This window comes from Halomarina litorea (genome assembly GCF_024227715.1).
GTDB lineage: Archaea > Halobacteriota > Halobacteria > Halobacteriales > Haloarculaceae > Halomarina > Halomarina litorea.
Genome location: NZ_CP100448.1, coordinates 1,645,468 through 1,667,503 on the forward strand (window position 1 = coordinate 1,645,468; position 22,036 = coordinate 1,667,503).

The following is a 22,036-nucleotide window of genomic DNA, read 5'->3' on the forward strand; positions in this document are numbered from 1 at the left end:
CCCCTCGTCGGTCACGTCGTTCGGTGTTTCGCTCAGGCCCGCGCTACTCGCGACTTCGTCGCTCGGATTCCGCGGTTTTCGGGCCTCTGGCCCTCCGAACCGCGCTGCTCACGGCTCCCGCTGGTCACCGTTCGCGTTTGCGAGGTCCTCACTCCGTTCTGACCTCGCTGCTCCCGGCTTCGTCGCTCGTCTTCCGCGGTCGAGCGAAGCGAGACCGCGCCACTCGCGGGTCGCTGTCGCTCCCCGCTCGTCTCTTCGAGGTTCTCGCTCGCTCCGAACCTCGCTACTCCTCGTCCGACTCGACGTGCTCCGAGAAGTTCGGCAGGTCCTCCGGCGGTTCGTACTCGGCCTCCCACGTGATGTACTCGCGTTTGAGCAGGTCCGAGACGACCTGTCCGAGTTCGGTCAGGCCGGCGTTGATGGCCGACACCTTCCCCCAGGAGTCGAGGTCCGGGTGGATGTCGCGTTCGCGCCAGTCCTCGGGGATGCCGGGGGCGTGATACCCCACGCGGTCGGCGAAGTCGTCCCAGAAGAAGTCGAACTGGCGGGTCAGGTCGAGGTCGGTGACGATGCCCCACTCGACCGGGCCGAGGTCGGTGTGTTCGGCCCACTCGCCGAACGCCTCCGCCCACGCGCCGTCGTTCAGGAATCGTTCGAGTTCCTCCCGTCGGTACTCGTCGCCCATCACGTCCGCGTCGCCGTACTCGTCGGGGTCGAACGCGTGTTGCAGTTCCGGGGGCGCGGGTCGCTCCACGTCGAGACTCATACCGTCGTGTACGGTTCCCGAGGATAAAACGGAGTGGTCGACGCCCCGCGTCCCCCTCACTCGCTCCGGGCGGGCCGGGCGACGACGGCGAGGTGGTCCTCGTGGTGTGGGTCCAGTCGGGCCGTCTCCAGCACCTCGTAGCCCGTCAGGTCGTCGAGGAAGGCGTCGAAGACGTCCTCCGGGGTTGCGGTCACGTCCTCCGAGCGGGCCTTCACGACGGCCAGCAGGCGGCCGTCGTCGCGCAGGAACTGTCGGTTGATCTCGGCGACGCGGGCCTGCCCGCGCGTCGCCACGTCCTGTACGACCACGTCGACGGGTTCGACCACGTGGGCGTACGTCTCGGGCGCGCGGGCGTCCTTCAGGAGGGGAACGAGGTTCGGACGGGCCTCGGCGACCGGGAGGAGGTCACGGACCGGACGGGCGGCGAACTCGACGGCGTAGGTCGGCCCCGCGAAGTCGGCGACGTGGCTCACCGTCGTCCCGGAGGCCGCTCCGAGGTAGAGCACCGTCTCGCCGCCGACGAGTCCCGTGTCCATCCCCGTCGTCAGCATCGCGCCGAGTTTCGAGCGCCCGGCGTCCCACAGGCGCAGGTCGCCGTCGGTCGGTTCGCCGTACACCGGTTCGCCGCGGGTGGCGAGGCGCTCTCGCCCGTCGAAGGTGTGGCGGACGACGCCCTCCGGGAGGTCGGGAGCGGGGGTCACTGGCCCGTCCCTCCGTCCCCGCCGCTCTCGCCGTCCCCGTCTCTCGTCCGTGCCCGGATTCGCTCGATGCGTTCGTCCAGTTCCGCCTGCAGTTCGGGCCGCAGGTCGCCCGAGTAGTGGTCGACCCGCGCGGCGATGGAGAGTTTCCCCGCGAGCGCACGTGCCGCCGACCCTCGCTCGGCGGGGTCGATGCCGGAGACGTACTCGTGGACGTAGATGACGCCGTGTTTCGGCGAGGGGGCCCGCCCCCGGAGGTGGGCGAACAGGGCGTCCTCGGCTCCGAGGACCTGCACCGTCCCGCTCGGCTTCCGCGCCAGCGGCTTCAACCCTCCCGCGAGGGCGACGAGGCGGGCCGCGAGGACGGGTCCCGCGAGCATCGAGAGGTTCGGGGCCACCTCGGGGGCGGTGCGTTCGACGTACGCCCTGAGCGACTGGCTCTCCTCGTCGAGGTCGGCGACGCGTTCGGCGAGGCCGCGGAGGGCGGCACCCGCCGGGTCGTCCGCCTCGCGGTCGGCGAGCGTCCGGGCGTACTCGACGCCGGTGCCCGCGTCGGCGTCCCGCGTCCCGCCCCACTCGGCGACGCGTTCGGCGAGTTCGTTGGCGACGCGTTCGACGTCGTCCATCGCGCGGACCGCGTGGACGAGTTGTCGGTCGTCCGCCCCCTCGCGTTCGCGGACCTCGCGTCGGGCGGCGTGGAGGGTGGCCTCGTGGAGCGCGTCGTAGTACGCCTCCTCCGATTCGGCGAAGCCGGATTCGACCGCGAGCGCCGGCCAGTCGCGCGGCGACTCGGCGTTCCCGTCGGTGATGGCGTCGGCCGCCGCCTCGACGTCCTCGGGGTCGACCCCGTCGAACCAGCCGGTCCCTGCCGGTGGGGTCCCGTCGTTCATACCCCCACCTGTCCCCGACCCGGTTTATCGGTCCCGGTAAGCGCCAGCCGGACAGATACCGGCAATTGTTGCTCGCACAGTTGTTGACATATTAGATATTACTAATCCAGCATGTATGTCAACTAGTACCGTTCGGGGTACGGTCGCGGGGATGGGCCAGCGGGCGAATCCGGCGTTCGCGGTGGCAGTCGTGGTCGTTCCGCTGGCCGCACTCGGCTACGCGGGCACCGTCGGGTCGGTCCAACAGCACACCTACGTCCACGTGATGGCGGGGGTCCTCTGGACGGGGTTCGACGTGTTGATGGGTGCCGTCTTCGGGCCGGTCATCGGCGGGCTGGACGACGAACAGAGCGCCGCGCTGTTCGGCCGGCTGACGCCCAAGACGTCGTTCCTCCTGCCGTCGCTCGCGACGGTCACCATCGCCGGGGGCATCACGCTGGCCCAGCGCCTCGGGTTGCTGGAGGGCGCAGGGGCGTGGCTAGCGCTGTTCACCGCGGCGAACGTGATTCCCGTCCTCCTGTTGCTCGGCTGGCGGCTGAACGCCTGGAACGACTGGCGCTGGCAGGTCCCCTTCGCCGTCGGCACCGTCGGATCGCTCGCGTGGGTCGCGGTCACGGTCGGCGAGTTCCGGATGATAGACCCCGCCCTCGCCGTCGCCTTCGGGATCGTGACGATACTCTCCGTGCAGGGCTTCGGCTTCCTGCTGCCCGGTGAGATACGGATGTACCGGGAGATGCGTTCGGCTCGCTCCGACCCGTCGGTCATCGCGTCCATCGGCAAGCAGAACGCCATGCTCGGCGGCGTGCAAGGAGTGTTCCAGTTGGTCCTCATCCTCGACATGGTGTACCTCCGCTACGGCGGGTTCCCCCTCTGACCGGCCGTCAGACCAGTTCGACGACCCGCCGTGCGAACCGGGTGAGGTCCCGTTCCGGGTCCTCGCCCGTGGGCGAGACGAGGACGTGGTCGACGCCCATCGACTCCAGTTCGCGGAAGTACTCGACGAACCACTCGCTCCCGGCGCGAAAGCCCTGATGGACGTGTTCGGGGCCCGCCTCGGGATCCTCGGCGAGTTCCGTCCGGACGGCCATCGCGTAGGGTTTTCCGCCCGAGACGGCCCACCAGTCGTCGAGGTAGGTCTCGAGGGTGTCCCGCGGCAGGTGGTAGAACAGCCAGCCGTCGCCGTGGTCGCCGAGCCACTCCATCGACTGTCGGGCGCGGCCCGTCGGAAGCAGCGGAACCGTCGCCGTGGTGGGCTTCGGCACGAGATCGAGGTCGCCGTCGAGTCGGCCCCACCGGGAGTCGACCTCGGGAAACTCACCGCGCCAGACGGTCCTGAGCAGGTCGACGCTCTCGCGGAACAGTTCTCCCCGCTCGTCGGGGTCCACGTCGAACGCCGGGAACTCCGGGTCGCGGTCGCCCGTCGCCACGCCGAGGACGAGTCGCCCGGCGGAGAGGCGGTCGAGCGAAGCGGCGCTCTTGGCGACGTGCAGCGGGTGGCGAAGCGGGAGGACGACGCTCGCCGTCCCCAGCGCCACCTCGTCGGTGTGGGCGGCGGCGTAGCCCAGCCACGTCCACGGGTCGAAGGTCTGGCCGGCGTCGCCGAAGCGCGGCCAGTAGAGGGGGACGTCGCGCGCCCAGAGCGCGTCGTACCCGAGCGCCTCGGCGCGGGCCGCCAGTTCCATCTCCCGGGCGGGGTCGGGGCGGGACTCTCGGGTCCCCGTCAGCGGGAAGCCGGTCCCGAAGGTGAGGCTGTCGCCGCCGAACAGTCGCTCGTAGCCCGCGTTCTCGTGGTCGCTGCGCACGCCCCACGCTCGGGGTGGGGCGGACATGTGACTGTGGGTCCGGCCTTCGGGGGGTGTTCACTTCCCGGGGGTGAGGAACTCCAGGACTGGCCGGTCGAACCGCGGCCCCTCGCAGACCACGGCCTCGTGGCCAAGACCGTCGAGACGGGCGAACGGGGCGTCGGCGACGTCGGCGGTCCGGCGGAACTCCTCGGCGGCGAAGAAGGGGTCCTCGGTCCCGCCGACGACGAGCGTCGGGACCTCGACACCGGCGAGTGCGTCGCTCGCGTCGTGGGAGAGACAGGCCCGCGCCGAGACGTCGAAGTCCACCGCTGCGGGCGGCATCGACACGAGGCGTTCGTAGGGGTACGTGGCGGCGCGCATCGCCCGACGGAGGGGTCCCACGGCGACGGCGTCTGCCCCCGCACGGTAGATGCGGCCCCACTCGCCCGCCGCGGCCCACTCGCGCCAGCGCTCGATGAGGTCCCGACCGCGGGGACTCAGGCGCGCGCCCGCCAGCCCGCAGACGAGGTGGTCGACCCTGTCGGGAGCGTCGGCCGCGAGGTGCTGGGCGACGAACCCACCCATCGAGACGCCGAGGAGGTCCACCGATGGTGCGGGGAGCGCCCTCGCGAGGGCCCGCGCCATGTCGCGCGTCGTGTGGTCCGCCGGGAGACCGACCGGTCTGCTGTAGACGTACACCGCACCGGGGTAGCCCCGTGCCCGGAGACGGACGCCGAGGGAGGCGACGGCGCCGGCGAACCAGAGCGCGTCGGTGACGCGAAGCAGCGGGTCGTTGAGGCCCGTGACGACGACGAGCGGCGTCTCGCCCGACTCCTCGGGGGGTGGACCGACGCGGACGTACGGGTGGTCGCGTCGCTGGCCGAGTTCGAACCACGGGGTCACCACGGCACCGTCATGGCGGGACCTCTCGCGATTGGGGGAAAAACGCACCCATCGGGTGGCACGGGGGCGAAACAGCGCGGCCCGCGTTCAGAGCACGCCGAAGCCGAACATCGGACCCATGACCGCGTGCATCGTGACGCCCACGATGAGCGCCGGGATGGTCGTGTAGATGGACGCCACGATGGCGGCCGTCTTGTCGATGGCGATGAGGGGGAACAGCGCGTCGCCGTCCTGGCTGATGGCGTTGGCCGTCAGTGCCGAGAAGGGGATACCCCCCTCGGCGTACGCGGTCGCCAGTACGATCTGCGGGCCACAGCCCGGGATGAGACCGACGAGTGCGCCCGCGACGGGCGCGAGGATGCCCGCCGCCGCCGCCACCGCGGCGATGTCGAGGCTGAAGAGGAACACCGGGAACTCGTAGGCGACGTAGGCCGCGAGGACCCACACCGTGACGAACGACGTCTCCATCGCCGCGTGGGTGAACGTCTCGTAGACGTTCTCGAAGGTGTCCTGCCCGTGGCCGACGTGGCCGTGCCCGACGTAGTTCCGCCCGACGAAGTACAGGTAGAACGACAGCACGGTGCCCGCGATGCCGAAGACGGTGAACGTGCCGGCGTAGTCGAGGCCGAGTTCGAGGGGGACGTCCGGCGCGCCGCGCAGGAGGTAGAGCACCCCGGCGACGAGACCGACCGTCGCGGCGACCCACCAGAGCGCCAGCGCGCCCTGCGTCAGGCGGCGCATGACCGGCGCGTCGCGGGTCTCGCCGTGGTCGTGGACCTCACAGTCCGGCCCCTCGTCGTAGTGGTGGACCTGACTCCCGACAGCGGCGGCCCCGCCCCGGGCGACTGCACCGCCGTCGGTCCGGGCCGCGCGGAGTTGGGCGACGGCGTCGTCGATGCGCCCGACGCCCAGCCCCACCGTGTCGATGGCGTAGCCGGTGACGATGGCCGCGACGAACGCGATGGCGTAGGCGTACAGCGCCGCCTCGGGGGCGAGCGCGAGGATGACGAACGCGCTGTCGCCGGCCGTGGCGATGAGCGTCGCCACGACGGTGCCGAAGCTCACGGTGCCCCGGACGTACAGGGGCATCATGACGATGGCCCCACCACAGCCGGGGGTGAGGCCCATCAGCGCACCCACGAGGGGCTGTGCGTGCTCGTGTTCGTCGAGCGCGCGGATGAGCTTCCCGTCGGTCTTGTACTGGACGTAACTGAACACGAGGACGGTGACGGCGACGAACGCGCTCACCTGGACGAACCCGTCGCGCACGAGCGAGACGAACAGCTCGCCGAGCGCGGGGAGCGGCTCCGGAAGGGCGACCCCCTGAAGCGGGAGGACGACCGCGTTACCGTCCATGTTCCCCCTCAGACGAAGTTTTAGACATATCTAATTATTGTTTTCGCACGTGGTAACTTATAGGTGCTGGTGTCACCGACCGTCGGCCCGCAAGGTTCAGGCGACGCGCGCCCGGAGCGGGAGGTATGACCCCCGAGGAACTCCGCGCGGCGGTCCCGGCGTTCGACGACGGCATCTACCTCAACACGGGCGCGTCCGGCCCCTCGCCGGAGCCCGTCCTCGAGGCGACGACGGACTTCGTCCGCCACCACGAGGCCGACGCGCCGGTCGCGGAGGGCTGTTACCCGTCGGCGTTCGACACGTTCGACGAGACCAGAGGGCGGGTCGCGGAGTTCCTCGGGGCGGCCCCCCACGAGATAGCGCTCACCTCCAGCACCGCCGACGGCATCAGTCGCGTCGCCGCCAGCATCGACTGGGACTCGGGCGACGTCGTCGTCAGGACCGACTGCGAGCACTCGGCGGGCATCCTCCCGTGGTGGAACCTCCGCGAGCGGGGGGTGGAGGTGCGCGTCGTCCCCACCGAGGGCGGGCGCATCGACCGCGAGGCGTACCGAGAGGCCGTCGCGGACGCTCGCCTCGTCGTGTTCAACTCCATCACGTGGAACTACGGGACGCGCCTGCCGGTCCGCGAACTGACCGCCGAGGCCCACGACGCGGGCGCGCGGGTCCTCGTCGACGCCGTCCAGTCGCCCGGCCAGACCGACGTGGACCTCGGAGAGTGGAACGCCGACTTCGTCGCGCTGGCGGGCCACAAGTGGCTCCTCGGGCCGTGGGGCGCGGGCGTCCTCTACGTCCGGGAGGACGTCGCCGAGGGGATGCGTCCGGCGCAGGTGGGCTACCGGAGCGTCGAGGAACCCGACGCCGCCGACCCGCAACTGAAAGCGGGCGCGCCGCGCTTCGAGGTGGGGACGACGAATCCCGCGCCCTACGTCGGGTTGCAGGCGGCCATCGACACGCTGGAGTCGATCGGGATGGGGACGGTGGAGTCGCGCGTCGCGGAACTCGCGGGACGGCTGGTCGAGGGGCTCGGCGACCGGGCGCTCGGCCCCGCGGACCCCGAATCGGGGCTGGTCCCGTTCGCCGCCGAGGACCCCGCGGGACTCGTCGAGCGACTCGCGGACGAGGGTATCGTCGTCCGGGACCTCCCGACCCCCGAGGCGGTGCGCGCGTCTGTCCACGTCTACAACACTCCCGAGGACGTCGACGCCCTGCTGGCGGCGCTCTGAGCGGGTTACCCGGCGGTGAGCGTGCGGCTGAGCCACCGGCGGACAATCACACGTGGCGTCATGTCGAAGACACAAGCGGTACGGCCGCTCGGGCCGTCGCCGTTCACGGACTGACCGTTCTCCCGAGTCGGTGCGGTCTTGCCTCGCGGGGCTGTCTCTCGGCACATGGCAGCCGACCTCGCCGAGAAGACGGACCGCTACGAACGACTGCTCTCGGAGGCGCTCGCCGCCGCGAGCGTCGCCCCGCCCGCGGGGACGCCCCTCGCGGCGGCCGCCGCGGAGTTCGAGGAGATGGCGTCGTCGTACCTCGACGACGGCCGGCACTTCCGGGAACAGGACGACCTGGTGAACGCGCTGGCCGCCTTCTCCTACGGGCACGCGTGGCTCGACGCGGGGGCGCGGCTGGGCGTGTTCGCGGTCCCCGAGGAGGGGCACCTCTTCACCGTCTGAATCGGGTGTACAGAATCAGTCGTCGACTTCCGCGCTCCGGCTCTCCTCGGGTGCCGGACCGAGCGCCGCCTCTGCGAGAATCTCGTTGGCCCGTCGGAGGCGTTCCGAGAGCGCCTGGTGGGAGATGCCGAGGTCGTCGGCGATGGACCCGAGGGTGGCGTCGCGCGGAATCTTGAAGTAGCCCTCCTCCAGTGCGGCCACCAGCGCCTCGCGTTGCTCGTCGGTCAGGTCGTACTCGCCGTGTTCGCCCGTGCCGCCGAGTTCGTAGATGCGCTCGATTCGCAGGTCGATGTCGTACTCCTCGAAGATGGTCGCGGCGATGGAGAGGGCGCTCCGCTGGGGGAAGAGGACGCGGAACGACCAGCTTCCCTTCTCGCCGGTCGCGCCGAGCATCGTCGCGTCCTCGAGGAGGACGGCGATGGCGACGGCGACGGGGGTGGACCACTCGATGGAGTAGAGCCAGCGACCGTCGACGTCGCCGAGGTTCGACACCTCGCCGACGGTGTCGTCCCCGCTCAGCGCCTCGTCGGCGTCCTCGTGGTCGCTGGCTTCGAGCCAGACGAGGTTCGACAGACCGGGGCTGTTGTGTGCGACGCCCTGCAGGACGTCGATCTTCAGGTCGGGGCAGGCCGCGAAGGCCTCCTCCAGGGCGAACTCCTCGGCGGGAATCCTGAGTTCTGCGATTGTGGTCATAGTTGTGGGTCGGTGAACCGCGGACGGCCGTCCGACGGACCCACGAGCCGACGGATGGCGTCGTGATGCCGTTCCGCCGAGCGGCGAGGGTCCAGAGGCACGGACCGAGGGGGTACAGTATTGTCTTCCGGTTCGTCACACGCACCTAAAAACGTTAGCTGTCTCCGGCAGACAGATCCCGCACGACGGTGGCGAGTTCGTAGACGAAGACGAACAGGACGACGGCGAGCGACCCCCAGGCGAGGGCGGCGAAGGCCACCGGACCGAGCGTCACTCGCGCTCACCTCCGTCCGCCGTCCCGTCGAGACGCGTGACCTCCCGGCGCAGTCGTCCGAGGTCGTACTCTGCAGGGAGGAGTGCCGCGAGGAGGACGGTCACACCCGACGAGACGCCCGCGGCCCCGACGAACGCCGCGAAGAACGAGGGCGTGGGGGCCGAGAGCGGAACGACGGCCCGTGCAGGCGGGAAGAAGGCGGCTCCGACGAGGAGACCAGCGACGCTGGCCACGAGCGCACTCGACCCACGCACCCGGTGGGTGTAGAGCCCCGCGAGCAGGGGGACGAACGTCGCGGCCGCGAGCAGGTCTGCGGTCAGGAACACCGTGAGGACGCTGTAGCCCTGCGCCCCGACGACGATGGCCGCGAGGGCGACGACGACGGTGAGGAGGCGAGCGCCCGCCGTGAGCGCCCGGTCGCGCAGGTCGACGAGGCGGGGCAGGTCGGCCGTGACGACGCTGGCGATGGCGTTGAGCATGGTGTCGGCGCTGCTCGTCACCAGCAACACGGCGAGGACGACGACGCCGAGGACCACCCACTCGGGGAGGACGGCGTCGACGACGAGGAAGAAGGAGACGCTCGCGTTTCCCTCCACGAGTCCGCGCCCCTGCGCGACGAGGCCGAAGAGGCCGGCGAGGAATACCATCGGGACGACGGTGAGGGCGGTCAGGAGGAACGACCGTCGGAGTTCCCGTTCGCCGCGGGCGGCGTAGACGCGCTGCCACCACGCCTGGTTGAGCATCTCGGCGGCGAGGATGGCGACGGCGACGTACGCGCCGAACTCGACGCCGACGAGGAAGCCGGGGTCGAGCAGGCGCGGGTCTGCGGCCACGATGTCGGCGTGGACGGCGTCGGTCCCGCCGAGTGCGAGGAGTGCCCCGCCGAAGGTGACGGCGAGGAGGGGGAGGATGACGAGCGTCTGGACCACGTCCGTGGCGATGCTCGCCCGGAGGCCGCCGTAGGTGGTGTACGCGAGGACGGCGAACCCGACGACGGCCGCCGTCTGCCAGCGGGGGACGCCCGCGACGAGCGCCAGCGCACCCGTGATGCCCGTCATCTCGGCGGCGAGGAAGGTGAACATGTACGTGACGGTGACGACGAGGACGTAGGCGTACATCGCGCCGCCGTAGCGAGCGTAGGCGTACTCCGTCAGCGAGTGGCCCCGGGGGATGAGCCGCCGGATGCGCGGCCCGAGGCCGGCGTAGACGACCATCGGGAGGGCGCTCCCGACGGCGTACCCGATGACGGCGGCCACCCCACCGAAGGCCGCGCCCGCCTCGGCGGGCGAGAACAGTATCCACGCGCCCATGCTGGAGGCAACGAGCGTCGCCGTCAGCGCCCCGCCGCCGGTCGAGTCGCGGGCCGTGATGAACCCCTCGACGGACCCGATTCGACCCCGGGAGGCGAGGGTTCCGACCGCGGCGACGACGAGGACGACCGCGAGCGTCAGTCCCAGCGCAATCCCGCTGCTCACCACGTCCACCGACCCCGTTCGCACTGTATCATCACCGGATGGTATCGGTCGTTGGTACAAAGACGTGGCGACCGACGTGCCTCCCGATAAGTTTAATTGGGTATCGTGTAGATTTCGCTCGTCGAGGAGTCGTCGTCTTCGGCGGAATCGGGCGTCTCACGGCCAGTAAACGTCGTCTTCACTCTCGCTCTCGACGAAATACTTAAATAGTTTGCGGACTAACTGTGTGTGAAGACGCGTCGCCGAGAGCGCACTTTCTTTCCTCTCGCATCGACGTGGACATTCCCCATCATGAGCGACACCACCATCCGAACCTACAGCGAGGAGATGTCCGAGTCGGAGCGTGACGAGGAGCGCCGCGAGGCCGAGGCGACGACCTGCCCCGAGTGCGACGGTCGACTCGTCTCCGACAGCGAACACGGCGAGACGGTCTGTCGAGACTGCGGTCTCGTCGTCGAGGAGGACAGCATCGACCACGGCCCCGAGTGGCGGGCGTTCGACTCGGCCGAGCGCGACAGCAAGTCTCGGGTCGGCGCACCCACCACGAAGATGATGCACGACAAGGGGCTCTCGACGAACATCGGCTGGCAGGACAAGGACGCCTACGGTCGGGCGCTCTCCAGTCGCCAGCGCGCGAAGATGCAACGGCTCCGCACGTGGAACGAGCGCTTCCGGACGCGCGACTCCAAGGAGCGCAACCTCAAGCAGGCGCTCGGTGAAATCGACCGCATGGCGAGTGCGCTCGGCCTGCCCGAGAACGTCCGCGAGACGGCCAGCGTCATCTACCGGCGGGCGCTCGCGGAGGACCTGCTTCCCGGCCGCTCCATCGAGGGGGTGGCGACGAGCGCACTGTACGCCGCCGCGCGACAGGCCGGCACCCCCCGAAGCCTCGACGAGGTGACGATGGTCTCGCGCATCGACAAGATGGAGCTGACCCGGACGTACCGCTACGTGGTCCGCCAGTTGAACCTCGAAATCAAGCCCGCCGACCCCGAGAGCTACGTCCCCCGGTTCGCCAGCGACCTCGGAATGTCCGACGAGGCCGAACGCCGTGCCCGCGACCTCATCGACGGGGCGCGGCAGGCGGGCCTCCTCTCCGGGAAGTCACCCGTCGGTCTCGCGGCGGCGGCCATCTACGCGGCCGCCCTCCTGTGCAACGAGAAGGTGACCCAGAGCCAAGTGAGCGACGTGGCCAGCATCTCGGAGGTCACCATCCGCAACCGCTACAAGGAACTGCTCGAAGCGAGCGAGATTCCCACCGCGTGAGCGGGCCTTGACCCCGACGCGGGTGAAGGCTTTTGTGACCGGGACGCACACGTACAGGTCATGCCTACGGAGACGTACGTACGGCTGCTCTGTCCCGAGTGTGGCAAGCAGTGGGAGTCCGCGCCCCGCGACCTCCCCGACCACAACCGGATGTTTCACTGTCCCAACTGCCACGCGACCCGCCGGACCGCGGAGTTCGCCCGGACGGAACAGGACCTCCAGACGCTGAAACAGCTCGGGTAACCGACTCGATTCTCCCCTTCGATTGTCTGTCCCGACGAGATGACCGTTCAACTCAGAAATTCTTTCTACGACCGGTAGGAGCGCTCTCGAATGGGAACGTGCTAACGGTCCTCAGGGTAATACTATATGCACCCAGTCGTTATCGGAGGCTGAGTATGAAAAAGCAGGAGCTCATTCACCTTCATGGCCTGCTTGCACAGGTACGCAACCACTACGAACAGACCGAGGGGGAGACCGTCGACCACGAGTCCTACACGGAACTCGGCGTGCGACCGACATCTATCCACCGCTCGAAGACCGAACACAAGCGAGCCGTGTTCGCCCTCGCCCGAGGAATCACCGGCGAGATGACCGCGGACGAACAGCCCGTCTCCGCCGCTGCGGACTGACGTTACCTCCTCGAGGTATCCTACACCGACATCACGCCCCGAGTGGCGACACGGTGCCCCGAGCGCGCTACTCGTCGATGAGTTCCTCGAACTCCGGAACCAGGTCCTCCTCGGCGTCTCGCTCGGCGTCGTCCCGGTCGTCGCTCTCGGTGGCCTCCGCTTCCGTCTCCTCGTCCTCCTCGACGACGTCGACGTGTTGTACGTCGAGGGGGATGTTGCGCATGCGCTGGCCGATCTCCTTGCGGGCGATGCGCGACGCGTGGCGTTCGTCCTCGACGTTGAACACCGTCATCTCCAGGTCGAGGGCGACTAGCCCCTCGTCGGCGGCGACGAACGCGGGGTCGAGATGTTCCTCGCAGTGGGGACACGGACGACCGTTCATCGAGATCTCGACGTAGTTGAGGTCGGGGTTGAGCATGTCCCCCGTCTTCGAGATGGCGATGCGAACCGCCTCGTCCTCTGATTCGACATCGTAGACGGGCACCGCCGCCTCCACCACGACACGACAATCCATAACACACGCTTGCAACTCGGGTGTCATGAAGCTTCCCCGTATCGAAACCGCGATACGTTCGACGCCCCTCTCCCGACGCGATGGAGAGGGGTTCGTTCGACGTCGCGTCGCTGCCCGGCGGGTTCGACCTGCAGGCCACCGTGGAGAGCGGCCAGACCTACGTCTGGTCGCGCGAGGACGGCCGGATGTACGAGGACGACCTCGCCCACGGCGGGGACGCGTGGTACTACACGGTCCTCCCGGCGTCGATGACCGGCGGCGACCCCGCCGTCGTCCGTGCCCGTCAGCACGAGGGGACCGTCGAGTGGGAGTCGAGTGTCGACGCCCGCGATCACCTCGTCCGACTGCTCAGACTGGACGACGACCTCGACGCCATCATGGCGTCGACGCCCGCCGACCCACTTCTGGAAGCGGCCTACGACGCCTACCGCGGGATGCGCCTCGTCCGCGACCCGCCGTTCGCCTCCCTCGTCTCATTTATCTGCTCGGCCCAGATGCGCGTCTCGCGCATCCACGGGATGCAGGAGCGTCTGGCCCGCGAGTACGGGGAACGGGTCGAGTTCGACGGGGGGACCTACCACGCCTTCCCCCGGCCCGAACAACTGGCCGAGGCGACGGAGGCGGACCTCAGAGACCTCTCGCTCGGCTACCGGGCCCCCTACGTCGCCCGGACCGCCGAGATGGTCGCCACTGGCGAGGCCCGCCCCGAGGAGGCCGTCGGACTGGCGTACGAGGACGCCCGCGAGTACCTCACGCGGTTCGTCGGCGTCGGCGAGAAGGTGGCCGACTGCGTGCTGTTGTTCTCGCTCGACTACCTCGAAGCCGTCCCCCTCGACACGTGGATTCGGACGGCCATCGCGGAGTACTACCCCGAGTGCGACCGGGGGAACTACACCGACACCTCGCGGGCTATCCGCGAGGCGTTCGGCGGCGAGTACGCCGGCTACGCCCAGACGTACGTGTTCTTCTACCTGCGGACGGGCGGCGAGGCGTAGTCACGGTTCGACCAGCACCTTCACCAGTTCACCCCGGGGGTCGAGCAGTGCCTCGAAGGCCTCCGGGGCCTCCTCGATGGGGACCCGGTCGGAGACGAGTGGGTCCGCCTGCAGTCGGCCGTCGGCGAGCATCCGGATGACGGCCCCGAACTCGCCAGTCCGCGCCTTCGGGCCCGCCTCGTAGCAGAACGCGCCCGTCAGCGTCCGCTCGGCCATCATCAGCAGGTTGGGCTGGAAGGAGACGCTCCCCTCGAAGACACTCACGACGGTCACGTTGCCGCGCTTCTTCGTGGCCCTGACGGCGTCCACGAACGAGGGTTCGACGCCCGCCGCCTCGAAGGAGACGTCCACGCCGCCGCCCGTCGCCCCCTTCACTGCCCGGAGGACGCGTTCGCTCGACGGGTCGACGACTGTCGCCCCGAGGCTCTCCGCCACCTCTCGGCGGCCCGCCCGGGGTTCGGAGACGAACACCTCGCTCGCGCCGCCCTCCAGGAGCACCTGCACCACACCCAGCCCGATGGGGCCGGCCCCGAAGACGGCGGCGCTGTCGCCCGGTTCGAACGCCGAGCGACGGACCGCGTGGAGCGAGACCGCGAGGGGTTCGACCAGCGCCGCGTCCGCGACCGGGAGGCCCTCGGGGAGGGGAACGACCGTCGACTTGGGGACGACGACCGACTCGGCCATCCCACCCCGCGAGTGGAGGCCGAAGGCGACGAAGCGGTCACAGAGAGCGTACTGCCCGTCGGCGCAGTAGCGGCACTCCCCGCAGGCGGTGCCCGGGCAGACCGTGACGGGGTCGCCGGGGGCGAACTCCTCGACCGTCTCGCCCACCTCGCGCACCCGACCGGCGAACTCGTGGCCGACGACGAGGGGTGCCCGCTCCCCGGAGGCGTGGTGCGGTTCGTCGGTCGGTATCGTGATGGGTCCCTCGGCGTACTCGTGGAGGTCCGACCCGCAGATGCCGCAGGCGGCGACGTCGACGCGGACGTCCCCCGGTCCGACCGAGCGTTCGGAGACATCCTCGACGCGGACGTCCCGCCTCCCGTGGTAGACAACGGCGCGCATGGTCCGACCGGGCGGGCGGGTACCAAAGCAGTACCGCTCCCGGGCACCCTCGCCGGCCACCGTTTTTTGAGGCTGGTCACCCACACCGGTGGTATGGACGACTTCGAGTCGGACGGTGGTCGGGTCCGCGCGCACGTCTTCGTGGCCGGGCGGGTACAGGGCGTCTTCTTCCGGGACAGCACGCGGGAACAGGCCGAGTCCCGCGGTGTCGACGGCTGGATCCGAAACCTCGACGACGGGCGCGTCGAGGCGGCCTTCGAGGGGCACGAGAAGGACGTCGAGTCCCTCGTCGAGTGGTGCCACGAGGGGAGCGACCGGGCGAAGGTCCGCAACGTGAGCGTCGAGTACGAGGACCCCGAGGGCGAGGAGGGGTTCCGGGTGCGGCGGTGAGCGGGGGGCTCACGGTCCCGGACGGGGCAATCGCGGTGGCCCGCGACGCGGTCCGGGCGGCCGGGGACGAACTCGAACCCCTCCACGCCGCCCTCGCCGACGGGCGGGCCGAGTCGCCGGGGGCCGTCGCGAGCGAGGCGGCCGACGCCGCCGAGCAGCGTCTCCTCGAACACCTCGACGACCGTCTCCCCGCCCACGCCGTCCGCACCCGCGAGGACGTGGTCCGGGCGGGCGGGAGAGGGACCGACGGCCCTCGGTACGAGTGGCACCTCGACCCCCTCGACGGGGCCGACGGGTTCGCCGCCGGGACCGACGGCTACGCCGTCTCCGCGGCGCTCTACGACCGGGAGACGCCCGTCCTCGGCGTCGTCTACCACCCGCCGACCGCGGCGCTCTACCGAGGGACGGACGACGACGGGGCGTACCGGAACGGCGATCCCCTGTCCGGCCCGACGACGGAGCGACTCGCCGACGCGGCGGTCGTCGCGGGCTACGACCGGGGCGGGTCGTTCCTCCGGGGCCTCGCGGACGAGGTGGGCGAACGGCGGCGGTGTAGTTCCGCCGCCCTCAACCTCTGCCGACTGGCGGCGGGGGAGGTGGACGCCGTCTGGGAGTTCGACACCTACCCGTGGGACGTGGCCGCGGGCGTCGTCGTCGCCCGCGGCGCGGGGGCGACGGTGACCGACGAACACGGCGAGCGCTTCGACCCCGGCACGGAACCAGAGGGCGGGCGACCGATGCTCGCGGCGGGGCCCCTCCACGGGGACCTCCTCGCCCACGCGTGGGCGGCTACCCCGTCGAGCGACGACCGAAGACGAACACGAGGACCGCGGTCAGGAGGGCGCCCGTGAGCGCCTCCATCGCGGAGAGCCACCGGCCCGTCGTGCCGAGCGAGGGGTCCGGGAGCGGCGTGACGAACGACGCGAGGCTGGCGTAGGCCGCCTCCGACAGGGGACCGGGGTAGAGGAGCGCGGCCGCGAACACGACGGCGGCGGAGACGGCGACCACCCGGAGCGGTCGCTCGCCGTACCCCATCACCGCCCCGGCGACGGCGCTCCCCGCCCAGCGCGCGTAGTTGCCCTGTCGGCGGTGCTGGCGGCGGCGGAGGTCCTTCCGCCGGACGTAGGCGGTACGGGCCTGCTCCACGAGGGCGTTCTCCCGCGAGAGGCGCTCGATGGTCCGGTTCGTCCAGACGAGTTCGTCGAGCGGGTCGTCGTCTGCCCCCGTGGGTCGGGGGGCGTCGAGGACCGTCCCGCGGTTGACCTTCACGTCGGCGAAGACCCCGCCGTACAGCACCGCACGGGAGAGGTCGGCGTCGAACAGGTTCGTGCGGACGAACTCCGCCCGTTCGAGCGTCGCACCGCGCAGGTCGGCCCCTTCGAGGGTCGCGTCGGTCAGGTCGGCGTCCGAGAGGTCCGCCCCCGACAGGTGCGCGTGTCGGAGGTTCGCGCCGGAGAGGTCCGCCCCGCGCAGGTCGGCGTCCCGCAGGTCCGCCTCGTAGAGGTCCGCCCCCCGCACGTCGGCGCTCCCGAGGTCCGCGGCCACCGCGTCCGCCCGCCGCAGGTTCCCCCCGGAGAGGTCGGTCCGACGGAACGTCGCGGCCTCCAGTCGCGCGCTCAGGAGCGTCGCGTCCGAGAGGTCCGCGCCCGAGGCGTTCGCGTCGGTGAGGTCCGCCCGGACGAGACTCGGCGCGGACGCGGCGGCGAACCGCAGGTCCGCCCCCGAGAGGTCGGCGTGGCGCAGTCGTGCCGCCGAGAGGTCCGCGTGGAGGAGCGTCGCCCCCGCCAGCGTGGCGTCTCGGAGGTCGGCCCCGGACAGGTCGGCGTGGTCGAGCGTCGCGTCCGAGAGATCGGCCCCCCGGAGACACCCGCTCTCGACGGTCGTAGAGAGCGTCGCCCCGGCGAGGTCCGCACGCGCCAGCGAACATCCGTCGATGGGGAGCGAGTCGAGGTCCTCGCCGCGGAGGACGGCGTCGTCGAGTCGGTCGTCCGACTGGTCGAGCGCGCTCGCGTAGTCGTCGAGCGCCCCCGTCGCGTGCCAGCGACACCGCTCGCGGCCGGCCGCGACGGGCCGCCAGCAACACCACCCGCCGCGTCCGACGGGGAGTTCCGCCGTCCACACCACGTGCCCACAGACGTCCCCGGCCATGTGCCTCTCGTGGCGGCTTCGTTCATAAAACCCGACCTATCGCCGGGGCGCGGTGGAAGGGAACCGTACTTGTCGCGCGCGCCCGCGCCTCCCCACGAACGTGTCACGTCAGTCCGCCACGCCCGACGAGTCCCCTCGCCCCCCCACCGACGGCGTCCAGTACGCGCTCCTCGCCCTCGGGAGTGCCGCCTACCTCTGTCTGACGTTCACGTGGTTCTCCCTGCCCGCCTTCCTCCCGACGGTCATCGAGGACCTCGGCATCTCCAGTACGGCGGCGGGCGTCCTCGCCGGGGCCGTCCCCCTCACGTACGTCCCCGTCGCCCTCGTCAGCGGTCTCGTCATCGACCGCGTCGGGTCGCGCCGCGCCATCGGCCTCGGTCTGTTCGGGGCGGGCGTCGCCCACGCGCTCCGGGGGGTCGCGTCGGGGTTCCCCTCGATGCTCGCGTTCACGCTCCTGTTCGGCGTCTTCGCGACGGGCCTCACCTTCGGCCTCCCCAAACTCGTCTCCGAACTGTTCCCCGCCGAACGCACCAGCGGGCTCTCCTCGGTGTACGTCGTCGGGTCGTACGTCGGGACGGCGAGCGCGTTCGCCGTCGGCCGCCCCGTTCTCGGTTCCCTCCTCGGCTGGCGCGACACCTTCCTCGTCGGCGGGGCGTTCGCGGCGGGCGTCGCCCTCTGCTGGCTCCTCGCGGTCCGCCTCGCGGACGGGGCGCGGTTCGACGGCGGTGACCCCCGCGAGTTCAGCCGGAGCGCCCTCCTCGCGGACGTGCGAGCCGTCGTCGCCAGCAGGCCCATGCGCCTGCTCGTCGTCGTCGGCACGATGTACCTCCTGCTCGTCCACGGCCTGCAGGGCTGGCTGACGGCGCTGCTGGAAGCCAGCGGGTTCGCCCCGGCGACGGCCGCCCGGACGACGAGCCTCCTCATCGTCGCCCAGATAGCGGGGGCGATGGTCGTTCCCGCCCTCGCCGACCGCTGGGACCGGCGGCGGGCCGCCGTCGTTCTCTCGGGTCTGCTCTGTCTCTCCGTGCTCGGCCTGCTGGAGAGTCGTTCGCTGGTCGTCACGGGCGTCGTCGTGGTCACCGTCGGCGTCGGTCTCGGCGGGCTCTCGCCGCTGGTCCGGGCGCTCCCCGTGCGCTTCGACGACGTGGGACCGGGACTGGCGGCGACGGCCGTCGGCCTCGTCTTCGCCGTCGGCGAGGCGGGCGGGTTCCTCGGCCCGTTCCTCGTGGGCGCGCTGGAGGACGCCACCGGGTCGTTCGTCCCCGGCGTCGTCATGTTCGGGGGCGCGGGGCTGGTCATCGCGCTTGCGGGCCTCGGACTGGTCGAGGTGGACGGGTGACTTGCCGCCGTCCCACCCCCGAACGTATCTCCGATGGGGGGCCAAGAGAGCGGTAGAGACCCCATGTCCTCCACCACCGAGCGCTACTGCCGGGCCTGCGGTGAGTCCGTCGCCCCCGACACCGACGTCTGCCCGCACTGCGGCGTCGGCACCCGGACCACCGACGTCGGGACGCCGATGGCGTACTGTCGGGACTGCGGCGAGGAGATACGGAGCGCGGCCGAGATATGTCCGCACTGCGGCGTCCGCCAGCAACCGGCCCCCGCCTCCTTCGGGTCCGTCGAGTCGGACCTCGAGTCGCTGTTCCGTCGGAACCGTGGAGTGGTCGCCGCCGTGGCGTCGTTCTTCTTCCCCGGTCTCGGCCAACTGCTCAACCGCGAGGTGGTGAAGGGACTGCTCGTGTTCGTCGGCTTCGTCGCCGCCTCCTTCTCCATCGTGTTCGGGGTGGGGCTGATACTCGCGCCCGCGGTGTTCGTCTACGGCGTCTACGACGCCTACCGGACCGGCAAGCGCCTGGAGACGGCCGCCGAGGGCGGAAGGCCGCACGCTTAACGCACCTCCGACCGAACGCCCGCCCATGATTACGAGCGAGGAGATGGCGGTGGTCGACGAGAACGCCGCCGCGCTGGGCGTACCGAGGAAACAGCTGATGGAGTCCAGCGGCAACGCCGTCGCACGGCAGGTCTGCGCGCTGGCCGAACCGGACGCGAGTGTCGCCGTCGTCGTCGGACGCGGGAACAACGGCGGGGACGGTCTCGTCGCCGCCCGCTTCCTCGACGAGTTCGACGTGACCGTCCACCTCCTCGGACGCGCCGAGTCCATCTCGACGGCCATCTCGCGCGAGAACTGGGCGGCGCTCCAGTCGGCAGAGTACGACGCCCGCGAGGTGCGCGACTCGCGTGACCTCGACCTCGGGTCGCCCGACGTCGTCGTGGACGCCATGCTCGGGACGGGCGTGACGGGCGACCCCCGGGAACCCGAGCGAAGCGCCGTCGAGGCCGTCAACGAGAGCGGCGCGGTCGTCGTGGCCGTGGACGTCCCCTCCGGCGTGGACGCCGACACGGGCGAGGCGGCCGACCCCGCCGTGGACGCCGACCACGTCGTCACCTTCCACGACGCGAAACCGGGCCTCTCGGACCTCGACTGCGAGGTGACCGTCGCGGACATCGGCATCCCGCAGTTCGCCGAACGGGTCGTCGAGCGTGGCGACCTCCTGCGGGTCACCACCGATCCCGGCGCGACGAAAGGGGACTCGGGACGCGTCTTCGTCATCGGCGGCGGCCCCTACACCGGCGCGCCCGCCCTCGCCGGACAGGGGGCGCTCCGGGGCGGGGCGGACCTCTCGTTCGTCGCGGTGCCCGACTCGGTGAGCACGCCGATTCAGAGCTACGCCGAGGACCTCATCGTCCAGCCCTACGAGGGCGACGTGCTGACGCCCGACCGGGTCGACGACCTCGTCGAGACGGCCGAGAGCCACGACGACGTGGTCGTCCTCGGTCCCGGCCTCGGCACGGCCGACGAGACGCTGGCGGCCGTCGGCGACTTCCTCGAATCGTTCACCGGGCGCGCGGTGGTGGACGCGGACGCCCTGCAGGTCGTCCCGGACGTGGAGACGGACGCGACGCTGGTCTGTACGCCCAACCGGAAGGAACTCGTCGACCTCGGCGGGCCGGAGGTCGATGACCTGCGCGAGCACGCGGACGAGGTAGAGCACCTCGCCGCCGACCTCGGACAGGTCGTCCTCGCGAAGGGGCCGACCGACGTGATCTCGGACGGCGAGCGAACGCGCGTCAACCGGGCGGGCACGCCCGGGATGGCCGTCGGCGGGACCGGCGACACCCTCGCGGGCGTCACCGCCGCCTTCCTCGCGACCCAAGAACCGTTCGACGCGGCCTGCATCGCCCCGTTCGTCAACGGGCGCGCCGCGGAACTGCTGGACGACGACGTGGGCGACGGCCTCCTCGCCTCCGACCTCCTCGACACCATCCCGCGGGTCGTCTGGGGTGACGACGATGCGTGAGGGGGAGTCGGGCGAGGAGGCGGGAGCCGAGTCGGGCGGCCGCGAGGACCTCACCCACACCGACGAGACGGGCAACGTCCAGATGGTCGACGTGGGCGACAAGCCCGACACCGCCCGGAGGGCGGTCGCACGCGGCGAGATTCGCCTCCGGGAGTCGACCGTCGCGGCCATCCGCGACGACGAGGTGGCGAAGGGCGACGTCCTCGCCACGGCCCGCGTCGGGGCGGTACAGGCCGTCAAGCACACGTGGGAGACCATCCCGATGTGCCACCAGATACCCATCTCGAACGTCGATACGAGCTTCGACCTGCGCGAGGACCGGGTCGTCCTCGAAGTCGGCGTGGAGACGACGGGCAAGACCGGATGCGAGATGGAGGCGCTGGAGGGCGTGACGACGGGGCTGAACGTCGTCTGGGACATGGTGAAGGCCGTCGAGAAGGACGAGGACGGCCAGTACCCGGCGACCCGAATCGAGGACGTCCGCGTCGTCTCGAAGGAGAAACGCGAACTGGACTGACGAACCGACAGACGGACGAACTACTCGAACGCCCGCGCTCCGGCCTCCTGTACCGCTTCGCGGGTCAACTCCACGAACGCCCCGAGGTCGTGGTCCCGTTGCAGTTCCTCGCCGAGATCTGCCCCGAGACGACCGAGTGTGCGGTCCTCCGGCAGGTCGTCGCGTTCGCCGAGTCCGTCCCGAACCTCCGTCCAGCGCCCCTCGGCGGCCCGTTCGTCCTCCCCTCGCCACGGCGTCGGCCCGTCGGGGTACACCTCCCGGGCGAACCGGTCGGCGAAGGCCGTCGCGAGCAACCGTTGCCAGCGGAACGCCACGTCCACGCGTTCCGTGAACCACGCCGTCCCGTACAGGCGGGCCGTCTCGGGGGCGAGGGCCTCGTCCCACCCCGTCACGTCGCTGTTGAACCCGAGTTCGACCTCGCCGCCGGGGTAACAGGTGCCGGAGACCCCCGACCCGTCCGCGAGGACCGGTTCGTTGTCGGTCCATCCGAGGGCGACGCGCAGGGTGCCGTCGAGGGGGCGGGCGCGTTCGCAGGCGTCGAGGGCGACGCCGACGATGGCGCGGGCCTCGCTCAGTTCGGCTTCGGTTGGGCGAACGTCGTAGCTCACACCGGGGCGACGGGCCTCCGGGGGAAA

Annotated in this window: 25 protein-coding genes; 13 read left to right on the plus strand and 12 right to left on the minus strand. The window is 70.9% G+C overall.

Annotated elements, in window-relative coordinates; genetic code table 11:
• Window positions 1-283: 283 nt before the first annotated feature.
• From NKG96_RS08935 to NKG96_RS08945, 3 genes are read right to left on the minus strand one after another with little or no spacing between them, the layout of a single operon-like run.
• Window positions 284-766: a DUF7992 family protein gene (locus tag NKG96_RS08935; protein ID WP_254534582.1), complete on the minus strand. Its 483-nt coding sequence runs from the start codon at window positions 764-766 to the stop codon at window positions 284-286.
• Window positions 767-822: 56 nt separating this feature from the next.
• On the minus strand, window positions 823-1,467 hold the full coding sequence (locus NKG96_RS08940; protein ID WP_254534583.1) for a fibrillarin-like rRNA/tRNA 2'-O-methyltransferase: 645 nt from the start codon (window positions 1,465-1,467) through the stop codon (window positions 823-825).
• Window positions 1,464-2,354, minus strand: coding sequence for an NOP5/NOP56 family protein (locus NKG96_RS08945; RefSeq protein WP_254534584.1), 891 nt, complete (start codon window positions 2,352-2,354; stop codon window positions 1,464-1,466). The genes NKG96_RS08940 and NKG96_RS08945 overlap by 4 nt, the downstream gene beginning before the upstream one ends.
• Before the next feature lie 151 nt (window positions 2,355-2,505).
• Between NKG96_RS08945 and NKG96_RS08950 the strand changes: the two genes are divergently transcribed.
• Window positions 2,506-3,228 carry a hypothetical protein gene (locus tag NKG96_RS08950; RefSeq protein WP_368409300.1) on the plus strand — a complete coding sequence of 241 codons (723 nt, stop codon included), beginning with the start codon at window positions 2,506-2,508 and terminating at the stop codon, window positions 3,226-3,228.
• 7 nt (window positions 3,229-3,235) lie between these two features.
• Here NKG96_RS08950 and NKG96_RS08955 read toward each other — a convergent pair whose 3' ends face one another.
• The 3 genes from NKG96_RS08955 to NKG96_RS08965 form a co-directional block, all read right to left on the minus strand.
• Window positions 3,236-4,183 (minus strand): TIGR03571 family LLM class oxidoreductase, encoded by a 948-nt coding sequence (locus tag NKG96_RS08955; protein ID WP_438267343.1) that lies wholly within the window; start codon window positions 4,181-4,183, stop codon window positions 3,236-3,238.
• Between the two features lie 30 nt (window positions 4,184-4,213).
• Window positions 4,214-5,041, minus strand: coding sequence for an alpha/beta fold hydrolase (locus NKG96_RS08960; RefSeq protein ID WP_254534587.1), 828 nt, complete (start codon window positions 5,039-5,041; stop codon window positions 4,214-4,216).
• A gap of 87 nt (window positions 5,042-5,128) precedes the next feature.
• Entirely contained in the window at window positions 5,129-6,397 is a 1,269-nt protein-coding gene (locus NKG96_RS08965; protein ID WP_254534588.1) for a putative manganese transporter, read from the minus strand.
• A 125-nt stretch (window positions 6,398-6,522) separates the two neighbouring features.
• Between NKG96_RS08965 and NKG96_RS08970 the strand changes: the two genes are divergently transcribed.
• On the plus strand, window positions 6,523-7,623 hold the full coding sequence (locus NKG96_RS08970) for an aminotransferase class V-fold PLP-dependent enzyme (RefSeq protein WP_254534589.1): 1,101 nt from the start codon (window positions 6,523-6,525) through the stop codon (window positions 7,621-7,623).
• A 165-nt stretch (window positions 7,624-7,788) separates the two neighbouring features.
• On the plus strand, window positions 7,789-8,073 hold the full coding sequence (locus tag NKG96_RS08975) for a DUF357 domain-containing protein (protein WP_254534590.1): 285 nt from the start codon (window positions 7,789-7,791) through the stop codon (window positions 8,071-8,073).
• Window positions 8,074-8,088: 15 nt separating this feature from the next.
• Here the strand turns inward: NKG96_RS08975 and NKG96_RS08980 are convergent, their stop codons facing one another.
• Window positions 8,089-8,766, minus strand: a complete 678-nt coding sequence (locus tag NKG96_RS08980) for a helix-turn-helix domain-containing protein (protein ID WP_254534591.1) — start codon at window positions 8,764-8,766, stop codon at window positions 8,089-8,091.
• A 270-nt stretch (window positions 8,767-9,036) separates the two neighbouring features.
• Window positions 9,037-10,518: a sodium:solute symporter family transporter gene (locus NKG96_RS08985; protein WP_368409301.1), complete on the minus strand. Its 1,482-nt coding sequence runs from the start codon at window positions 10,516-10,518 to the stop codon at window positions 9,037-9,039.
• Between the two features lie 288 nt (window positions 10,519-10,806).
• On the opposite strand from NKG96_RS08985, the gene NKG96_RS08990 reads away from it, so the two are divergent.
• The 3 genes from NKG96_RS08990 (at window position 10,807) to NKG96_RS09000 (ending at window position 12,413) form a co-directional block, all read left to right on the plus strand.
• Window positions 10,807-11,781 (plus strand): transcription initiation factor IIB, encoded by a 975-nt coding sequence (locus tag NKG96_RS08990; protein ID WP_254534593.1) that lies wholly within the window; start codon window positions 10,807-10,809, stop codon window positions 11,779-11,781.
• Between the two features lie 60 nt (window positions 11,782-11,841).
• Window positions 11,842-12,024 carry a DUF7836 family putative zinc-binding protein gene (locus NKG96_RS08995; RefSeq protein WP_254534594.1) on the plus strand — a complete coding sequence of 61 codons (183 nt, stop codon included), beginning with the start codon at window positions 11,842-11,844 and terminating at the stop codon, window positions 12,022-12,024.
• 155 nt (window positions 12,025-12,179) lie between these two features.
• Window positions 12,180-12,413, plus strand: coding sequence for a UPF0058 family protein (locus NKG96_RS09000; protein WP_254534595.1), 234 nt, complete (start codon window positions 12,180-12,182; stop codon window positions 12,411-12,413).
• 67 nt (window positions 12,414-12,480) lie between these two features.
• On the opposite strand, the gene NKG96_RS09005 is transcribed toward NKG96_RS09000, so the two are convergent.
• The gene (locus NKG96_RS09005; RefSeq protein ID WP_254534596.1) at window positions 12,481-12,927 is read right to left on the minus strand and encodes a DUF555 domain-containing protein; all 447 of its coding nucleotides are present in this window, start codon (window positions 12,925-12,927) and stop codon (window positions 12,481-12,483) included.
• 80 nt (window positions 12,928-13,007) lie between these two features.
• Here NKG96_RS09005 and NKG96_RS09010 point away from each other — a divergent pair, with 80 nt between their 5' ends.
• The gene (locus tag NKG96_RS09010) at window positions 13,008-13,922 is read left to right on the plus strand and encodes a DNA-3-methyladenine glycosylase family protein (RefSeq protein ID WP_254534597.1); all 915 of its coding nucleotides are present in this window, start codon (window positions 13,008-13,010) and stop codon (window positions 13,920-13,922) included.
• On the opposite strand, the gene NKG96_RS09015 is transcribed toward NKG96_RS09010, so the two are convergent.
• Window positions 13,923-14,987, minus strand: coding sequence for a 2,3-butanediol dehydrogenase (locus NKG96_RS09015; RefSeq protein WP_254534598.1), 1,065 nt, complete (start codon window positions 14,985-14,987; stop codon window positions 13,923-13,925).
• Window positions 14,988-15,080: 93 nt separating this feature from the next.
• On the opposite strand from NKG96_RS09015, the gene NKG96_RS09020 reads away from it, so the two are divergent.
• Window positions 15,081-15,377 (plus strand): acylphosphatase, encoded by a 297-nt coding sequence (locus NKG96_RS09020; protein ID WP_254534599.1) that lies wholly within the window; start codon window positions 15,081-15,083, stop codon window positions 15,375-15,377.
• Window positions 15,374-16,228, plus strand: a complete 855-nt coding sequence (locus NKG96_RS09025) for an inositol monophosphatase family protein (protein WP_254534600.1) — start codon at window positions 15,374-15,376, stop codon at window positions 16,226-16,228. Before NKG96_RS09020 ends, NKG96_RS09025 begins: the two co-directional genes overlap by 4 nt.
• Here NKG96_RS09025 and NKG96_RS09030 read toward each other — a convergent pair.
• Window positions 16,167-17,525 (minus strand): pentapeptide repeat-containing protein, encoded by a 1,359-nt coding sequence (locus tag NKG96_RS09030; RefSeq protein ID WP_254534601.1) that lies wholly within the window; start codon window positions 17,523-17,525, stop codon window positions 16,167-16,169. The genes NKG96_RS09025 and NKG96_RS09030 overlap by 62 nt on opposite strands.
• A gap of 100 nt (window positions 17,526-17,625) precedes the next feature.
• On the opposite strand from NKG96_RS09030, the gene NKG96_RS09035 reads away from it, so the two are divergent.
• The 4 genes from NKG96_RS09035 to moaC all read left to right on the plus strand — a co-directional run bounded on the left by NKG96_RS09035 (window position 17,626) and on the right by moaC (window position 21,401).
• A complete protein-coding gene (locus NKG96_RS09035) occupies window positions 17,626-18,864 on the plus strand; it encodes an MFS transporter (protein ID WP_254534602.1) in 1,239 nt (412 codons plus the stop codon).
• Between the two features lie 63 nt (window positions 18,865-18,927).
• On the plus strand, window positions 18,928-19,416 hold the full coding sequence (locus NKG96_RS09040) for a double zinc ribbon domain-containing protein (RefSeq protein ID WP_254534603.1): 489 nt from the start codon (window positions 18,928-18,930) through the stop codon (window positions 19,414-19,416).
• 25 nt (window positions 19,417-19,441) lie between these two features.
• Window positions 19,442-20,884, plus strand: a complete 1,443-nt coding sequence (locus NKG96_RS09045; protein WP_254534604.1) for an NAD(P)H-hydrate dehydratase — start codon at window positions 19,442-19,444, stop codon at window positions 20,882-20,884.
• On the plus strand, window positions 20,877-21,401 hold the full coding sequence (moaC, locus tag NKG96_RS09050) for a cyclic pyranopterin monophosphate synthase MoaC (protein ID WP_254534605.1): 525 nt from the start codon (window positions 20,877-20,879) through the stop codon (window positions 21,399-21,401). The genes NKG96_RS09045 and moaC overlap by 8 nt, the downstream gene beginning before the upstream one ends.
• Before the next feature lie 20 nt (window positions 21,402-21,421).
• On the opposite strand, the gene NKG96_RS09055 is transcribed toward moaC, so the two are convergent.
• Window positions 21,422-22,009, minus strand: a complete 588-nt coding sequence (locus NKG96_RS09055; protein ID WP_254534606.1) for a hypothetical protein — start codon at window positions 22,007-22,009, stop codon at window positions 21,422-21,424.
• Window positions 22,010-22,036 lie beyond the last annotated feature (27 nt).

What these genes read in the sequence shown, in the direction of transcription:
- NKG96_RS08935 (WP_254534582.1), bottom strand. Translation starts at nt 766, where the DNA reads ATGAGTCTCGACGTGGAGCGACCCGCGCCCCCGGAACTGCAACACGCG.
- NKG96_RS08945 (WP_254534584.1), bottom strand. Translation starts at nt 2,354, where the DNA reads ATGAACGACGGGACCCCACCGGCAGGGACCGGCTGGTTCGACGGGGTC.
- NKG96_RS08950 (WP_368409300.1), top strand. Translation starts at nt 2,506, where the DNA reads ATGGGCCAGCGGGCGAATCCGGCGTTCGCGGTGGCAGTCGTGGTCGTT.
- NKG96_RS08955 (WP_438267343.1), bottom strand. Translation starts at nt 4,183, where the DNA reads ATGTCCGCCCCACCCCGAGCGTGGGGCGTGCGCAGCGACCACGAGAAC.
- NKG96_RS08965 (WP_254534588.1), bottom strand. Translation starts at nt 6,397, where the DNA reads ATGGACGGTAACGCGGTCGTCCTCCCGCTTCAGGGGGTCGCCCTTCCG.
- NKG96_RS08970 (WP_254534589.1), top strand. Translation starts at nt 6,523, where the DNA reads ATGACCCCCGAGGAACTCCGCGCGGCGGTCCCGGCGTTCGACGACGGC.
- NKG96_RS08975 (WP_254534590.1), top strand. Translation starts at nt 7,789, where the DNA reads ATGGCAGCCGACCTCGCCGAGAAGACGGACCGCTACGAACGACTGCTC.
- NKG96_RS08980 (WP_254534591.1), bottom strand. Translation starts at nt 8,766, where the DNA reads ATGACCACAATCGCAGAACTCAGGATTCCCGCCGAGGAGTTCGCCCTG.
- NKG96_RS08990 (WP_254534593.1), top strand. Translation starts at nt 10,807, where the DNA reads ATGAGCGACACCACCATCCGAACCTACAGCGAGGAGATGTCCGAGTCG.
- NKG96_RS08995 (WP_254534594.1), top strand. Translation starts at nt 11,842, where the DNA reads ATGCCTACGGAGACGTACGTACGGCTGCTCTGTCCCGAGTGTGGCAAG.
- NKG96_RS09000 (WP_254534595.1), top strand. Translation starts at nt 12,180, where the DNA reads ATGAAAAAGCAGGAGCTCATTCACCTTCATGGCCTGCTTGCACAGGTA.
- NKG96_RS09005 (WP_254534596.1), bottom strand. Translation starts at nt 12,927, where the DNA reads ATGGATTGTCGTGTCGTGGTGGAGGCGGCGGTGCCCGTCTACGATGTC.
- NKG96_RS09010 (WP_254534597.1), top strand. Translation starts at nt 13,008, where the DNA reads ATGGAGAGGGGTTCGTTCGACGTCGCGTCGCTGCCCGGCGGGTTCGAC.
- NKG96_RS09015 (WP_254534598.1), bottom strand. Translation starts at nt 14,987, where the DNA reads ATGCGCGCCGTTGTCTACCACGGGAGGCGGGACGTCCGCGTCGAGGAT.
- NKG96_RS09020 (WP_254534599.1), top strand. Translation starts at nt 15,081, where the DNA reads ATGGACGACTTCGAGTCGGACGGTGGTCGGGTCCGCGCGCACGTCTTC.
- NKG96_RS09030 (WP_254534601.1), bottom strand. Translation starts at nt 17,525, where the DNA reads ATGGCCGGGGACGTCTGTGGGCACGTGGTGTGGACGGCGGAACTCCCC.
- NKG96_RS09040 (WP_254534603.1), top strand. Translation starts at nt 18,928, where the DNA reads ATGTCCTCCACCACCGAGCGCTACTGCCGGGCCTGCGGTGAGTCCGTC.
- NKG96_RS09045 (WP_254534604.1), top strand. Translation starts at nt 19,442, where the DNA reads ATGATTACGAGCGAGGAGATGGCGGTGGTCGACGAGAACGCCGCCGCG.
- moaC (WP_254534605.1), top strand. Translation starts at nt 20,877, where the DNA reads ATGCGTGAGGGGGAGTCGGGCGAGGAGGCGGGAGCCGAGTCGGGCGGC.